At 62.3% G+C, this 15,741-nt stretch carries 14 protein-coding genes; 11 read left to right on the top strand and 3 right to left on the bottom strand.

Annotated features, from left to right (window positions below):
• Positions 1 to 141 precede the first annotated feature (141 nt).
• The 4 genes from M5C71_RS02930 to M5C71_RS02915 all read left to right on the top strand — a co-directional run bounded on the left by M5C71_RS02930 (position 142) and on the right by M5C71_RS02915 (position 5,383).
• Positions 142 to 1,422 (top strand): HAD family hydrolase, encoded by a 1,281-nt coding sequence (locus M5C71_RS02930; protein ID WP_103496119.1) that lies wholly within the window; start codon positions 142 to 144, stop codon positions 1,420 to 1,422.
• A gap of 243 nt (positions 1,423 to 1,665) precedes the next feature.
• On the top strand, positions 1,666 to 2,379 hold the full coding sequence (locus tag M5C71_RS02925) for a hypothetical protein (RefSeq protein ID WP_248767159.1): 714 nt from the start codon (positions 1,666 to 1,668) through the stop codon (positions 2,377 to 2,379).
• A 92-nt stretch (positions 2,380 to 2,471) separates the two neighbouring features.
• On the top strand, positions 2,472 to 4,094 hold the full coding sequence (locus tag M5C71_RS02920; RefSeq protein WP_103496117.1) for a methyl-accepting chemotaxis protein: 1,623 nt from the start codon (positions 2,472 to 2,474) through the stop codon (positions 4,092 to 4,094).
• A 53-nt stretch (positions 4,095 to 4,147) separates the two neighbouring features.
• On the top strand, positions 4,148 to 5,383 hold the full coding sequence (locus M5C71_RS02915; protein ID WP_248767158.1) for an HD-GYP domain-containing protein: 1,236 nt from the start codon (positions 4,148 to 4,150) through the stop codon (positions 5,381 to 5,383).
• Between the two features lie 3 nt (positions 5,384 to 5,386).
• Here M5C71_RS02915 and M5C71_RS02910 read toward each other — a convergent pair whose 3' ends face one another.
• Entirely contained in the window at positions 5,387 to 6,283 is an 897-nt protein-coding gene (locus tag M5C71_RS02910; RefSeq protein ID WP_103496116.1) for a LysR family transcriptional regulator, read from the bottom strand.
• Positions 6,284 to 6,488: 205 nt separating this feature from the next.
• Here M5C71_RS02910 and M5C71_RS02905 point away from each other — a divergent pair, with 205 nt between their 5' ends.
• Entirely contained in the window at positions 6,489 to 6,689 is a 201-nt protein-coding gene (locus M5C71_RS02905; protein ID WP_103496115.1) for a co-regulatory protein PtrA N-terminal domain-containing protein, read from the top strand.
• A gap of 180 nt (positions 6,690 to 6,869) precedes the next feature.
• Here the strand turns inward: M5C71_RS02905 and tal are convergent, their stop codons facing one another.
• A complete protein-coding gene (tal, locus tag M5C71_RS02900) occupies positions 6,870 to 7,790 on the bottom strand; it encodes a transaldolase (protein ID WP_103496114.1) in 921 nt (306 codons plus the stop codon).
• 132 nt (positions 7,791 to 7,922) lie between these two features.
• Positions 7,923 to 8,816, bottom strand: a complete 894-nt coding sequence (locus M5C71_RS02895; RefSeq protein ID WP_103496113.1) for a LysR family transcriptional regulator — start codon at positions 8,814 to 8,816, stop codon at positions 7,923 to 7,925.
• Positions 8,817 to 8,963: 147 nt separating this feature from the next.
• Here M5C71_RS02895 and M5C71_RS02890 point away from each other — a divergent pair, with 147 nt between their 5' ends.
• The 6 genes from M5C71_RS02890 (at position 8,964) to M5C71_RS02865 (ending at position 15,731) form a co-directional block, all read left to right on the top strand.
• Positions 8,964 to 9,791: a MaoC family dehydratase N-terminal domain-containing protein gene (locus M5C71_RS02890; protein WP_248767157.1), complete on the top strand. Its 828-nt coding sequence runs from the start codon at positions 8,964 to 8,966 to the stop codon at positions 9,789 to 9,791.
• 21 nt (positions 9,792 to 9,812) lie between these two features.
• Complete coding sequence (locus tag M5C71_RS02885) at positions 9,813 to 10,976, top strand: acyl-CoA dehydrogenase family protein (RefSeq protein WP_248767156.1); 1,164 nt, start codon at positions 9,813 to 9,815, stop codon at positions 10,974 to 10,976.
• A 10-nt stretch (positions 10,977 to 10,986) separates the two neighbouring features.
• On the top strand, positions 10,987 to 12,336 hold the full coding sequence (locus M5C71_RS02880; RefSeq protein WP_103499834.1) for an MmgE/PrpD family protein: 1,350 nt from the start codon (positions 10,987 to 10,989) through the stop codon (positions 12,334 to 12,336).
• Positions 12,336 to 13,550 (top strand): CaiB/BaiF CoA-transferase family protein, encoded by a 1,215-nt coding sequence (locus tag M5C71_RS02875; protein ID WP_103499833.1) that lies wholly within the window; start codon positions 12,336 to 12,338, stop codon positions 13,548 to 13,550. The genes M5C71_RS02880 and M5C71_RS02875 overlap by 1 nt, the downstream gene beginning before the upstream one ends.
• Positions 13,551 to 13,738: 188 nt before the next feature.
• On the top strand, positions 13,739 to 14,551 hold the full coding sequence (locus tag M5C71_RS02870; RefSeq protein WP_248767155.1) for a CoA ester lyase: 813 nt from the start codon (positions 13,739 to 13,741) through the stop codon (positions 14,549 to 14,551).
• 193 nt (positions 14,552 to 14,744) lie between these two features.
• Entirely contained in the window at positions 14,745 to 15,731 is a 987-nt protein-coding gene (locus M5C71_RS02865; protein WP_152738741.1) for a TRAP transporter substrate-binding protein, read from the top strand.
• Positions 15,732 to 15,741 lie beyond the last annotated feature (10 nt).

The raw sequence follows: 15,741 nt of genomic DNA, 5'->3' as shown, positions 1-15,741 counted from the left end.
ATATTGTGGCATTGTTGTATTTATGTGTATTTGGCGTTAGCCTCATTGCCGGGCGGCCGGTTCCCCTGCGCCCTTGCCTTGAAACACGCACTCGCCGTCGCCTCCGTTTGCGACCATTCTTCTAATTCCAGGAGTTATGCCATGCAGCGTCGCCAGTTTCTGAACACCCTTGCCGCCGTTTCCGTTGTCAGTCCCTTGTTGTTGAGCGGCCGCCTTGCCGAGGCCGCGACGACCAAGGCCGTGCCCAGCGAGTTGGACCCGGCACGCTGGTCGCCGTTGAACCAGAAGCGCCTGCAGGCGGTGATTGACCAGCATGGCGTGAAGAGTGCGTCCTATCACCCGGACAAGCGTCCGTACGCGGTGTTCGACTGGGACAACACCTGCATCATGAACGACTGCGAAGAGGCGCTGCTGGTCTACCAGATGAACAACTTGCAGTACAAACTCAGCCCCGACGAGTTTGCCGCCGTGCTGCGCCAGGACGTACCCAACGGTCCGTTCATGAAGGATTACCTCACGGTCGACGGCAAGCCGGTGAACATGGAAGACATCGCCGCCGACGTCGAAGCCGACTACCGCTGGCTGCACGCCAACTACAAGGGCCTGGCCGGCAGCAAGAGCCTGGAAGAAATCCACGCCACCGACCAGTTCAAGGACTTTTTCACCAAGCTCTACTTCATGTATGACGCGATCTGCGACAGCTATCCGGTGGAGATCGGCTACAAATGGATCATCTACTTCTACAAGAACATGAGCACCGCCGAGTTGCAGGCGATGGCCGAGGCGTCCAATAACCACGACCTGGGTGATGGCCTGCGCAAGGTCAAGTACGAGAGCCCGAGCAGCCTGCCGGGCAAGGCCGGGGTGGTCGCCGATACGCACTTCCACGGTATCCGTATCCACGAGGAAATCCGTGGTTTGATGCACACGCTGCGGGCCAACGGCATTGACGTGTATGTCAGCACCGCGTCCATCGACGATGTGGTCCGGGTGTTCGCCGGCAACCCCAACTACGGCTACGGCGTACCGCCGGAAAACGTGATCGGCCTGCGCCTGTCCATGACCGACGGCAAGTACGACAGCAGTTACCTGCCGAACTGGCACTTCAACTACGGCCCGGGCAAGACCATCGGGATCAAGAATATCCTGGTGGCGAAGAAGGGTTATGGCCCGGTGCTGGTGGCCGGTGACAGCGACGGCGATGCCTGGATGCTGCGTGACTTCAAGGACACCGCCGTGGGCGTGATCGTCAACCGCATGAAAAAGGGCGAGATCGGTGCCGACAGCCAGAAGGCCGCCGAGCAGTTGGGCAAGGCCGATGCGCGGTTCATCCTGCAGGGCCGCGACGAGCAGACCGGCCTGATGATCCCGGACGAGAAATCGATCAAGTACGGCAAGACCGAGCGCAAGCTGCTGGCCTGAGTCCGTCGGCTCGCGGGTGGCGCAAGGTCGCCCGCGAGTCGCGCTGTTATCCGGCTTGTTGATCCTGGCGCTGTCCAGGGTCGCAAGTCAGTTGTTGCGCACTCTTCAACATTCCGTTCGACGTGCACTATCCCGCTACGACTTTTCCTCGATTACCCGTTGTTACAGTGATCTCTCGAACGCAAGTTTTGTGACTTGTCGTTAGGTCATCAACCGGTTTTTCTATTTATCGAGAGTCGTTTTATGAATACCGACGCACCCGTCAGCAACAACGCGCTTATCCTGCTTGAGGGCAGGAACGATATCCCCAGCGTCAGCGACCTGGCCACTCATAAAGTACCCGCCCCCGATCTTGTTACGGTAGTGACCCTGCGCGATCTGACTCACCCCGATCAACCGGTGACGCTGGATACCAGCCGGCAAAAGGGCGTGCTGTTCAGTGTCAAATACGCGTTGTGCCAAAGACAGGCCAGGGGCCGTTATGAACTGTTCAGCCGAGTGTATTTCGGCGACACGCTTACCCATGAGGGACACCACCCGGTGACACTGGGCGATCAGGATCAAAGGGATATCGTCATTCGCGTGGATCCCAGGACCAGTCCGCCTCCCGTTGCAGTTACCCGGCTGGTGGTTCTTGAGGGCACTGGCGATTGGACAACCCGGGAAGCTCGTGATCCAGATCGGGTGACGGTGGTCAAACTGATGGATGTCACTGATCCCGCACAGCCGATCATTATGGACATGAGTCGAAAAACAGGAAGTCAGTTCGAAATAAAATACGCCCACTGTCAAGTTCGGCCAGGGCATGTCTATCAATTGTCAGGTGAGACTTACCAGAAAGATCAGATCACTCATGTCGGAAGTATGGGGATTAACCTGGATGGCAATGGGCACAAAGGCCTGTCCATAGAGTTTCGTAAACTTGTTGATCGGGACCTGATGCCGCGCGAGCGCTGAGACCGATCTTTTGCGGGGGACGTACTACACTGGTGGAGTGATGGCGTCCGCCGCATTTGAACGCTCAAGCAGCCTGGCCTCGGAGTAGTTTCATGAAAACAAGGAACATCAGGTTGACTTCCAGATCCCTGCTCGGTTTCGGGCTGATCTGTCTGCTGCTGATCAGCCTCGGGCTGACCTCGCTGTACCGCATGAAAGAAATCCACGATGCCTCCCTGGAGTTGCAAACGAACTGGTTGCCGAGTGTGCGCCAGGCCGCCCGTATTCAGAATGCCGCGTTGCTCTACCGGCTCGATGGCCGCCGCTTCGTCATGGATGAAGACCGCCTGAGCAAAAGCTCCCTCGACAAACTGGCCGCGCTGAAAACCACCCTGAGCCAGGAAACCGAGAAATACGCATCGATGGTTTCCAGCCCCGAGGAAAAACAGCGTTATGACCAGGTGATCGTGAATGTGCGCACTTACCAGGACCTGCTCGATCAACTGGTGGGCATGAGCCAGACCGCGTCCTTCGAGGCCATGACCCATTTCATTCGTGACACCAGCAGCGAAGCGGCGAAAAAACTGCAGACGTCGATTGAAGCGCTGATGAGCATCAACGAGGAGGGCGCCGGGCGCTCGGGGCAGGTGGCGAATGCCAGCTATAACAGTGCGTTCCTGCTGACGCTGATATTCATTGTCCTGGCCCTGGTGGTCACCTGCGTCGTGGCGCTGCTGTTTACCCGCAGCATCGCGCAGCCGATCAATGCCTTGCGCCTGTCGATGCAGAAGATCGCCGACGGCGACCTGAAGAGCAAGGTGGAGATCAGCGGACGGGATGAAATCACCGACTTGCAGACCGTCGCCGCCGCCATGCGTTCGAGTCTGAAGAACACCATCGAACATATCTCCGACTCATCCCGGCAACTGGCTTCCGCGGCGGAGCAGATGAGCGCGATTACCCACGAGTCGACGGCGGGTATTCAGCAGCAGAGCATCGAAACCGATCAGGCGGCCACTGCCGTCAACCAGATGACCGCGGCCGTGGAAGAAGTGGCCAGGAATGCCGTTTCGGCCTCAGAGTCGACCCAGGCTTCGGAGCGCTCGGCGCGGGTCGTCCAGGACCGTGTGGGCGAGACCATCGACTCCATCGAGCGCTTGAGCAGCCGCGTCGAACAGACCAAGAGCGATATAGAAGGCCTGGCCGGGCAAGCCCTGCACATTGCCAAGGTGCTTGACGTGATCGGCTCCATCGCCGAACAGACCAACCTGCTGGCGTTGAACGCCGCCATCGAGGCCGCACGGGCCGGCGAGCAGGGCCGTGGCTTTGCGGTAGTGGCGGATGAGGTGCGCGCGCTGGCCCATCGGACCCAGCAGTCGACCCAGGAAATCGAGCAGATGGTCAAGGGCATCCAGGTCGACTCGAAGAAGGCTGTTGAATCGATGAACCACAGCAGCGAAGAAACCCGGGTGACCCGCTCGCTGGCCCATGAGACGGGCCTGGCAATCAAGGAAGTGACCTTGTCGATTTCCCATATCAATGACAAGAACCTGCTGATCGCCACGGCGTCCGAGCAACAGGCGCAGGTGGCCAGGTCGGTTGATCGCAACCTGGTGAGCATTCGCGATCTGTCCATCCAGAGTTCATCGGCCGCCAGCCAGACGTCGATTGCCAGCAGCGAACTGTCCAAACTGGCCGGGGGCCTGAATCACCTGATTGCGCGGTTTTCACTGTAGCCAGGCCCCTGGGGGGAGGCGCTTGAGTGTGACAAGAAACCAGGATGTCCATCATGCTAAGACAGATACAGGTGAGCGAGCTTCGTGTCGGCATGTATGTGCAATCCTTCTGTGGCTCCTGGATGGACCACCCGTTCTGGCGCAGTCACTTTCTGCTGGATGATGAAGCTGATCTGCAAAAGATTCGTGCTTCCGGCCTCGCCGCGCTCTGGATAGATACCGACAAGGGTCTGGATGTCGAGGTCGAGGAACCCGCTGCGCCGGAGCTCGAGGCACTGGCGATTCCGGCGCAGGAGCGGCCACGCAATCGCCCACGGATTGCCATGAGCGACGAAGTGGTCCATGCGCTGAATCTGTGCGCCCGGACCAAGGCCGCGGTGCTGAGCCTGTTCGGCGACCTGCGCATGGGCAGGGCGGTTCATCCCGAGCAGATCTCCCACCTGATCGCGGAAATCTCCGATTCATTGATGCGCCATCCCGACGCCTTGATCAGCCTGGCCCGGCTCAAGACCAGCGATGAATACACCTACATGCATTCGGTGGCGGTGTGCGCGCTGATGATGAGCCTGGCCTACCGCCTGAACCTGCCCGAGGGCCTGGTGAAGGAGGCCGGCATGGCGGGCATCCTGCACGAAGTGGGCAAGATGATGGTGCCTGCCGAGTTGCTCGGTAAAACCTCGCCACTCACTGAGGCCGAGTTCGATATCCTGCGCCACCATCCGGAGATCGGCGCGAAGATGATTCTCGACACCCACCATTTCAGCCCGAGGGTGGTGGATGTCTGCCTGCATCATCACGAGCGAATCGATGGCAGCGGCTATCCGCACAAACTCTGCGGCACGCAGATCAGCCTGTTTTCGCGGATGGCCGCGGTGTGTGACAGCTACGACTCGGTGACCTCCGAGCGACATGGCAAGCAGGCCTGGACGGCGGCCGAGGCCATTCGAAAAATGGCCGATTGGAAAGGCCAGTTCGATGAGCAGATCTTCCATGCCTTCGTCCGCTGCATCGGCATCTATCCGGTGGGAGCCCTGGTGCTGTTGCACAGCGGTCGCCTGGGGATCGTCCTGGAGCAACACGAGCATTCATTGCTGACGCCCCGGGTGAAGGTGTTCTACTCCGCGAAGCTGCGAATGCCCATTGCCCAGAGTGTTATCGATCTTGCCGTTGTCAGCGAACAGGACTCGATTGTCAGCCTGGAGTCGGTCAAGAAGTGGGGATTCAAGCACCTGGACGAACTGTGGTCGGGTATTTCCATCGGCAAGCAATCGATCTTCAGTACCGCATAGGGGTCAGGCGGTGACTTCCACCGCCAGTGCCTTGACCAGGAATTCGATAAACGCCCGGGTCTTCTGCGGCACCCGGCGCGCCGAGGGATAGACCGCGTTGATGCTGATCGCCGGGGCTTGCCACTCGCACAGCACCGGCACCAGGGTACCGGCGGCCAGGGCGTCCTCGACGATAAAGTCCGGCAGCAGGGCGATGCCCATGCCGGCTTGTGCCGCCTGGGCCAGCAGGTCGCCATTGTTGGCATGCAGGGGGCCGGTGACATTGACCCGCTGGGTTTCCTTGCCATTGCTCAGTTGCAGGCTGACACCGCTTTGCAGATAGCCGTAGTTCAGGCATTGGTGGGCCGTCAGGTCCTTGGGTGTTTGCGGTGTGCCTGCTCGGGCCAGATAGGCCGGCGAGGCCACCATGATGCGCGGCGCGGGAGCGAGCAAACGGGCGACCAGGGACGAGTCTGGCAGGCTGGCGATGCGGATGGTGACATCGAAGCCGCCGCGCACCGGGTCGACTTGCTGGTCGCTGAGCACCAGTTGCAGTTCCACGTTCGGATGCTGTTGGTGAAACAGTGGGATCAACGGCCCCAACCGCCGCAGGCCGAAGGACATGGGCGCGTTGACCCGCAGCACGCCGCGCAGTTCGCCGACGCCGTCGCGGGCCCGTTGTTCGGTTTCATCCAGGGACGCCAGCAGCTCGCGAGCCGCCTCGTAGTATTCCGCGCCGGCTTCGGTCAGGTGCAGGCTGCGGGTGGTGCGTTGCAGCAGTTGCACGCCAATGGCCTCTTCCAGCGCCTGGATCTGCTTGCTGACTTTCGAGCGCGGCACATCCATGGCCCGGGCCGCCGCGGCAAAGCCATTGGCGCCGACGGTGGCGACGAAGGCGCGCATGCAGTCGATACGATCCATATTGTCTCTTTTCCAGAATCAATGCTTTGCCGATTCTAGGGCGTTGACTTGAGCTTATCCAGCTCCGGGGATGGCGCGTCTCGAATTGATGTTCCTGTAAAAAATTTCATCCTGCGGGGAACAGGCTGAAATGCACCGATCGATAGGATGAGCCCAAGTCAGCCGGAACCCGTGCTGACGAACTCAAACTATTGGAGAGTGACTGATGAAATCCCTTAAAGCGTTGTTGATCGTAACCCTGATGACCGCCTCCGTCGCGGCGATGGCCGAAGGCGGCGGTGATAAAGTCATGGCCCGCATGGACGCGGCCCGTGATACATCCATGGCCTATTACCAGCAGGCTGAAAAGGCCCAGGCCGTGGCGGCCGGCAAGCAGGCGTCCGATAGCGTCGAACGCACCAACTGACGGTGCGGGTCGAGCAGCCCAGCGGTTCGCCCCACAGGCGTTTGACGCCTGGTGAGGCGGGCCGGGTCAGGAGAGAAAAGGCATCAAGCGAGTCGCTGACTAGCCGTGTGGCAGGAGGACTCGAAAAGAGCGTTGTCCCGGGCAGAGGAGTAACCGACTGCCCGGGTTGTCATTGGCGTATCAGTGAGCCAGCAGGGCTTCGAGCTTTTCCTGGTCACGGGCGAACTGACGAATACCCTCGGCCAGTTTCTCGGTGGCCATGGCGTCTTCGTTGGAGGCCCAGCGGAACTGCGCCTCGTTCAGGTTCAAGCGTGGTTCACCGGCGGCCCCCGGCACCAGTCGACGTTCCAGCTGGCCTTCGTCCTGGCCCAGTTTTTCCAGCAGGTCGGGGCTGATGGTCAGGCGGTCGCAACCGGCCAGTTGTTCGATCTGGTTGAGGTTGCGGAAGCTGGCACCCATGACCACGGTCTTGTAGTCGTTGGACTTGTAGTAGTTGTAGATACGGGTGACCGACTGCACGCCCGGATCGTCGGCACCGCTGTACTCGTTGCCGGTGGACTTCTTGTACCAGTCGTAGATCCGGCCCACGAACGGCGAGATCAGGAACACCCCGGCATCGGCGCAGGCCGCGGCCTGGGCGAAGGAGAACAGCAGGGTCAGGTTGGTCTGGATACCCTCTTTTTCCAGCTTTTCGGCGGCGCGGATGCCTTCCCAGGTCGAAGCCAGCTTGATCAGCACGCGGTCACGGCCTACGCCGACCTTGTCGTACAGCTCGACCAATTGGTGGGCCTTGCTCAGCAGGGCACTTTCATCGAAGGACAGGCGTGCGTCGACTTCGGTGGAAATCCGCCCTGGAATCACTTTGAGAATGCCACTGCCCACGGACACCGCGAAATGGTCGCAGGCCAGGCCCACATCGCCCTTGGCGTGGGACACGGCGGCCTTGAGCAGGTCGGCGTAGCCTGGCAGCGCGGCAGCCTTGAGCAGCAGCGAAGGGTTGGTGGTGGCGTCGACCGGCTTCAGGCGGGTAATGGCGTCGAGGTCGCCGGTGTCCGCGACCACGGTGGTGAATTGCTTGAGTTGTGCAAGCTTCGAAGTCATGAGCGTCTCTGTCGGGAAGGGCGTGGATCCATGCACTGATTGAGTGCGGCTGCGGTGAAAAGTTCGGTCAGTCGAATGTCATCAAGAATGCCGCCGAAGCAGGGGTTTGTGCAACCCAAACTGTCGGGCGGTTCAGGTTTGTGCACTGGGCATCAGCGTGGCGATCAAGGCGCGGATGGTCCCGGGCAGGGCTTCGAGTTCGCGCACCAGGATGCTACGCTCGCGAATCGCCCAGGGCTCGTCCAGCGCCACGGTCACCAGTTCCATGGTCCGGCTGTGCCGCATGGCGGCGGACTCGGGAATGATACCGATGCCCACCCCGGCCTCGACCATGCGGCAGATGGCTTCGAAGCTGGAGACCTGGATACGCAATGACAGGGTCTTGCCGAGCCGTTCGACATGCTCGCGCAGAAAGCTTAGCAAGGTGCTGCCTTCATGCAGGCCGATATGCTGGAACGCCAGGGTCTGGCCGAGGGTCACCGACGGCTGCGCCGCCAATGGATGGTCCACCGGCATGATCAGCACCAGGCGGTCGGTGCTGAAGTGCATCACCTGCAGGCCGCTGGCTTCCACGGGACCGGCGATGATGCCCATGTCGGTGGTGCCGTCGAGTACGCCACGAACGATATCCCGCGACAGCCGTTCCTGCAGGTCCACCGTGACCCCGGGACGCTGGGAGAGAAAACCGGCCAGCACCTCCGGGAGAAACTCGGTCACCGCCGTGGTGTTGGCAAAGATACGGATATGCCCGGCCGAATCGCCGCCGTAGCTGGTGAACTCGCTCTTCAGATAGTCGACCTGACGCATGATCAGCCGCGCATGTTGCAGCAAGCGCTGGCCGGCCGGGGTGACTTCCACGCCACGGCTGTCGCGGTACAGCAGGCGGGTGTCGAGTTGCGCTTCCAGGGCCTTGATCCGCGCGCTGGCGGCAGCCGGGGAGAGGAAGGCGCGCCGGGCGCCCTGGGTCAGGCTCGGCGATTCGGCGATATGAATGAAGAGGCGTAGATCCGCCAGGTCGAAATGCATGGGGCGACTCCGGTCAGGGGCTGCGTGCAGGTAGGACGTTGGCGTTCAGCATAACTGAACGCCGGCTTATAGAAATGCAAATTCTCGGAACGGGCTGCACCTTGCATCATCGGTTCATGACAACAACCGGCAAGGGGAAAACCTTCCATGAGTGCAACGGATCTGAGTGCCTGGCTAGGACGGACCGAAGAAGCCCACGACCAATTGAGCCGCAACCTGCTCAAGCGTATCGCCGCGACCTTCGGCGAACCGGCTCCGGCCCATGGCGAGGCGTTGCCGCCGCTGTGGCAATGGTGTTTCTTCCAGGAACCGCTGGCCGAGAGCCTGTTGGGCGGCGACGGGCATCCGGCCCGTGGCGGCTTCCTGCCGCCGGCGGACAATCGCAACCGTATGTGGGCCGGCGGGCGCCTGGAGTTCTTCGAGCACCTGCGTGCCGGTCACGATGCCACCCGGCTGTCGACCATCAGCCATATCGAGGAAAAACAGGGGCGTAGCGGTGCCTTGCTGTTTGTCACCGTGCGGCATGAATACTCCCAGGACGGCCGGCTGGCGATTCGCGAAGAACAGGACATCGTCTACCGCGAGCCCACCCCCCCGAAGCAGAGCAGCGGCGAAGCCCTGATCGAGGGCGGCTGGCGCGAAGCCGTGGAGCCGACGCCGACCCTGCTGTTTCGCTACAGCGCCGTGACCTTCAATGGCCACCGCATCCACTACGACTACCCCTATGTCACCGGCACCGAAGGCTATTCCGGCCTGGTGGTGCACGGTCCGATGATCGCCACCCTGAACCTGCGGGCGTTCTGCCGGGCCAATCCCCAGGCAACCCTGCGGCGTTTTTCCTATCGCGGCGTGCGCCCGCTGATCGCACCACAACCCTTCGAAGTCGGCGGACGGATCCTCAGTCCCGGCGTCGCCCAGCTCTGGGCCGGCAACGCCGCCGGCCTGGCCCAGCAGGCTGAAGTGCACTTCGACTAACAATAAAAAGGCCGTCACCCGATGAATCCGAATAACAACGAAGAACTCAATGCCATTCGCGAGGGCGTACGTGCCCTGTGCGCTGAATTTGATGCTGCCTACTGGCGCAAGGTCGATGAAGAAAAAGGTTTCCCCGAAGCCTTCGTCAAGGCGCTGACCGATGCCGGCTGGCTGGCGGCGATGATTCCGGCCGAATACGGCGGCTCCGGCCTGGGCCTGGCCGAGGCCTCAGTGATCCTTGAGGAAGTGAACCGCTGCGGCGGCAACTCCGGCACGGTGCACGGCCAGATGTACAACATGTTCACCCTGTTGCGCCACGGCAGCCAAGCACAGAAAAGTTTCTACCTGCCCAAGTTAGCCAGCGGCGAGTTGCGCCTGCAATCGATGGGCGTCACCGAGCCCACCACCGGCACCGACACCACCAAGATCAAGACCACCGCGGTCAGGCACGGCGACAAGTACGTGATCAACGGCCAGAAGGTCTGGATCTCGCGGGTCCAGCATTCCGACCTGATGATCCTGCTGGCCCGGACCACGCCCCTGGCCGAGGTGCAGAAGAAATCCGAAGGCATGTCGATTTTCCTGGTGGACCTGCGCGAGGCCATCGGCAACGGCCTGACCGTGCAGCCCATCGCCAATATGGTCAACCACGAGACCAACGAGCTGTTCTTCGACAACCTTGAAATCCCCACCGACAGCCTGATCGGCGAAGAGGGCAAGGGCTTTCGCTACATCCTCGACGGCCTGAATGCCGAGCGCACGCTGATCGCCGCCGAGTGCATCGGCGACGGCCGCTGGTTTATCGAAAAGGCCAGTGCCTATGCCCGCGACCGGGTGGTGTTCGGCCGCCCCATCGGGCAGAACCAGGGCGTGCAGTTCCCGATTGCCGAAGCCCATATCGAGATCGAGGCCGCCGACCTGATGCGCTGGCGCGCCTGCGAGGAGTACGACAGCGGGCAGAACGCCGGGGCCAGCGCCAATATGGCCAAGTACCTGGCGGCCAAGGCGTCCTGGGAAGCGGCCAACGCCTGCCTGCAGACCCACGGCGGTTTCGGTTTCGCCTGTGAATACGACGTCGAGCGCAAGTTCCGCGAGACCCGCCTGTACCAGGTGGCGCCGATCTCCACCAACCTGATCCTGTCCTACGTGGCCGAGCATCTGCTCGAACTGCCACGCAGCTTCTGAGGCGCCGCGCATGAGCCATACCCAAGCCCTCTGCGAATTCCTCGCCGGCCTGCGTTACGAACAGGTACCGCAAGCGGTGTTCGAGCGCACCGAAGATCTGTTCCTCGATTGGCTGGCCTCGGCCCTGGCCAGCCAGGGTGCCCATCCGATTCCGTTGTTCGAGGCCTATGCCCGCAAGATGGGCCCGGCAAGCGGCCCGGCGCGGATCCTGGTCAATGGCCAGGGCAGTTCGGCGTACTTCGCCGCCCTGGTGAATGCCGCGTCCTCCCATCTGGTGGAGCAGGACGATCTGCACAACAGTTCCGTGCTGCACCCGGCCACGGTGGTGTTCCCGGCGGCCCTGGCGGCGGCCCAGGATCTCGGCAAGTCCGGCCGCGAGCTGTTGCTGGCCTCGCTGGCCGGCTATGAGGCTGGCATTCGTATCGGCGAGTTCCTCGGGCGTTCGCACTATCGGATCTTCCACACCACGGCCACCGTCGGCACCCTGGCGGCGGCCGTGGCCGTGGGCAAGCTGATGGACTTCGACCAGGGACAGTTCAGCAACCTGCTGGGCAGCGCCGGCACCCAGGCCGCCGGGCTCTGGGAGTTCCTCCGGGATGCCGCCGATTCCAAGCAGTTGCACACCGCCAAGGCTGCGGCGGACGGCCTATTGGCCGCCTACCTGACGGCGGATGGCCTGACCGGGGCGCGCAATATTCTCGAAGGTGACCAGGGGCTGGCCGCCGGGATGTCCAGCGATGCCGATCCGACGAAGTTGTCCGATCGCCTGGGCAGCCGCTGGGCGCTGGTGGAAACCTCGTTCAAGTTCCACGCGTCCTGTCGCCACACCCATCCGGCCGCTGATGCGTTGCTGGAGCTGATGTGGCAGGAAGGCTTGAGTCATGAACATATTCGGCATGTGGAAACCCGTGTGCATCAGGGTGCCATTGATGTGCTCGGACGGGTCAAGGTGCCGCAGACGGTGCACCAGGCCAAGTTCTCCATGGGCACCGTGCTGGGCCTGATCGCCGTGCATGGCAAGGCCGGGCTGCCGGAGTTCCACCAACTGTCCTTGACCGATCCGGCCGTATCGGCGTTTCGCGAGAAGGTCAGCATGACCTTGGACCCGGAAGTCGATGGCGCCTATCCCCAACGCTGGCTGGGCCGGGTGGTGGTCACCACGGTTGACGGGCGCACCCTGTACGGCGTCATCGACGAGCCCAAGGGTGATCCTGGCAACAGCCTGTCGCGGGCCGAGCTGGAAGACAAATTCCGCCGTCTGCTGCAGTTCTCCGGGGCGCGCTCGGCCGAGCAGGCCGAGGGTTTGATCCGTCAGGTCTGGGACCTGCGTAATACCACTGACTTGAAGGAGCTGCGCTGATGAATACGGCAGCAGGCAATACCCCGGCACCGCGCCCGTTGGACGGCATCACGGTGATCAGCCTCGAACACGCCATTGCCGCGCCGTTCTGTACGCGGCAACTGGCGGACCTGGGCGCACGGGTGGTGAAGATCGAGCGCCCCGGCAGCGGCGACTTTGCCCGTGGTTATGACGAACGTGTTCGCGGCCTGGCCTCGCACTTCGTCTGGACCAACCGTTCCAAGGAAAGCCTGACCCTGGACCTCAAGCAGGAGCAGGCCGGCGATATTCTCGAAAATCTGCTGGGGCAGGCCGATGTACTGGTGCAGAACCTCGCGCCGGGGGCTGCCGCGCGCATGGGTTTGTCCTTCGAGGCGCTGCATGAACGCTTTCCACGGCTGATCGTCTGCGATATTTCCGGTTATGGCGAAGGTGGTCCTTATGAGAAGAAAAAGGCCTACGACCTTTTGATCCAGAGCGAGGGTGGCTTTCTTTCGGTGACCGGTGGGCCGGGTGAGGAAGAGCTGGCGAAGGCCGGCTGCTCCATCGCCGATATCTCCGCCGGGATGTACGCCTACAGCGGCATTCTCTCGGCGTTGCTGCTGCGGGAGAAAACCGGGGAGGGCAGCCGCATCGACGTCAGCATGCTGGAAAGCCTGGTGGAGTGGATGGGCTACCCGATGTATTACGCCTTCGACGGTGCGCCGCCGCCGCCACGGGCCGGTGCGGCGCACTCGACCATTTATCCCTACGGGCCGTTTCCGGCGGGCGACGGCGGCACCGTGATGCTCGGGTTGCAGAACGAGCGTGAGTGGGCGGCGTTCTGCGACAGGGTGCTGCTGACCCCCGAGCTGGCGGTGGACGAGCGCTTTTCGGCCAACTTCAAGCGTTCGGCCAACCGTGAGGTGTTGCGTCAGATCATCGTCGACAGCTTTGCCCGGCTCAGCACCGAGCAGGTGATTGCCCGGTTGGAAGAGGCGCAGATCGCCAATGCCCGGGTCAACGACATGCAGGGTGTGTGGGACCACCCGCAGCTCAAGGCCCGGGATGGCTGGCGCGAGGTCGGGAGTCCGGCGGGGAAACTCCCGGCGTTGCTGCCGCCGGCGCGCAATGCGGCGTTTGAGCCGCGTATGGAGGCGGTGCCGGGGTTGGGCGAGCACACCGGGGCGATCCTCAGTGAGTTGGGCTTTTCCGCGGAGGCGGTGGAGCGGCTGCGGGTGGATGGGGTGGTTTGAAAAGAATGGGCTGCTCTCAAGGGCCCCTTCGCGGGCAAGCCCTGCTCCTACAGTTTGGCGTCGTACACAAATATGGGGAACGACAGAGGACTGTAGGAGCAGGGCTTGTCGGTACGCCGCACCGCCGCGAAGAACGATAACGCGGTCCCCCCAGACAGGCCGCGCAACCAAAAAACAAGGAACACAACATGTCTTCATCCATTGCCCGCTCCGCGCTCTTCGTGCCCGGCAGTCGTCCCGAGCGTTTCGCCAAGGCCCTGGCCAGCGGCGCCGATGCCGTGATCGTCGATTTCGAAGATGCCGTCGAAGAACCGCTCAAACGAATCGCCCGTGACCACCTCGGCCAATTCCTTACCGCCAATCCCCAGGCCCGGGTCCTGGTCCGCATCAACGGCCCGGACCACACCGAACACAGCGCTGACCTGGCGTTCTGCAAGCAACACCCTGGCGTCAGCGGCGTGCTGCTGCCCAAGGTTGAGAACGCCGCCCAGGTCGGCGCCGTGGCGGCGACCGGCAAACCCGTCTGGCCGATCATCGAAAGTGCCCGCGGTTTGTTGAGCCTGGCTGAAATCGCCAGCGCCCCCGGCGTCGAGCGCTTGTCCTTCGGCGGCCTGGACCTGGCCCTTGACCTCAACCTGAGCAGCGGCTCGGACGCCGCGCAGTTCGCCCTCGACCAGGCACGCCTGGCGGTGATCGTGCATTCACGGGCCGCCGGCCTGGTCGCTCCGCTGGACGGCGTACATCCGGCCATCGACGACCCCGAGGGCCTGCGCCGCTCAATCCGCCATGCCTATGAAATGGGCTTTGCCGGTGCGTTGTGCATTCACCCCCGGCAGGTGCCGGTGATCCACGCGGCCCTGGCGCCGAGTGCCGAAGACCTGGCCTGGGCCCGCCGCGTGGTGGACGCCGGCAGTGACGGCGCCGGAGCCTATCAGGTCGACGGGCAGATGGTCGACGCCCCGGTCTTGTTGCGGGCCCGCCGCTTGTTGGCGCTGGTGTAGGCCATCACCGCAGGCTCGACAGGCCGATCCTTGGCCGCTGATCGGAGACCGCGTCGTACTCAGCCTTCGGCAATAAACCCAGAGTTTACGGAGCGTTCACCTGAGCCGAACGCAGGTACTCAGAATTCGAAATTCTCTATACGCATGGCTTTAGGCAACCTGCCTACAACACAACAATAAGAAGGTGACTTACATGTTCAAGTTGACCCGGGCGCTGTTCTGCGCCGCCACCTTGCTCACCGTGGGCCTCGCGCAGGCGGCCGAGCCCATCGTGATCAAGTTCGCCCACGTCGTCGCGGAAAACACACCCAAGGGGCAGGGCGCGCTGCTGTTCAAGAAGCTCGCCGAAGAACGCCTGCCGGGCCGGGTCAAGGTCGAGGTCTATCCCAACTCGTCGCTGTTCGGTGACGGCAAGGAAATGGAAGCCCTGCTGCTGGGTGACGTACAGATGCTGGCACCGTCCCTGGCCAAGTTCGAGCAGTACACCAAGCAGATCCAGATCTACGACCTGCCGTTCCTGTTCAACGACATGGCCGCCGTCGACCGCTTCCAGGCGGCCCAGGGCAAGGCGCTGCTGACTGCGATGCAGGGCAAGGGCATTCTCGGCCTGGCCTATTGGCACAACGGCCTGAAGCAGATTTCCGCGAACAAGGCGCTGCACGTACCGGGCGATGCCCGTGGCCTGAAGTTCCGCGTCCAGGCTTCCAGTGTGCTGGAGGAGCAGTTCAAGGCGATCCGCGCCAATCCACGCAAGATGAGCTTCGCCGAGGTCTACCAGGGTTTGCAGACCGGCACCGTCAACGGCACCGAGAACACCTGGTCGAACTATGAAAGCCAGAAGGTCAACGAGGTGCAGAAGTACTTCACCGAGTCCAACCATGGCCTGATCGACTACATGGTGATCACCAACAGCAAGTTCTGGGATGGCCTGCCGCCGGATATTCGCAGCGAGCTGGAAAAGATCATGGCCGAGGTCACCGTCGAGGTGAACAAGCAGGCCGAAGCGCTGAACCAGAGCGCCAAGCAGAAGATCATCGACGCCAAGACCAGCGAAATCATCGAGCTGAGCCCCCAAGAGCGCGGGCAATGGCGTGAGGCGATGAAGCCGGTGTGGAAGAAGTTCGAGGGTGAGATCGGTGCCGACCTGATCGATGCGGCGGACAAGTCCAACCAGCCCTGATACCTCCTTT

The sequence above is a fragment of the Pseudomonas sp. MWU12-2345 genome (assembly GCF_023242385.1).
Classification (GTDB): domain Bacteria; phylum Pseudomonadota; class Gammaproteobacteria; order Pseudomonadales; family Pseudomonadaceae; genus Aquipseudomonas; species Aquipseudomonas gingeri_D.
This window is presented reverse-complemented; position numbering and strand designations above follow the sequence as displayed.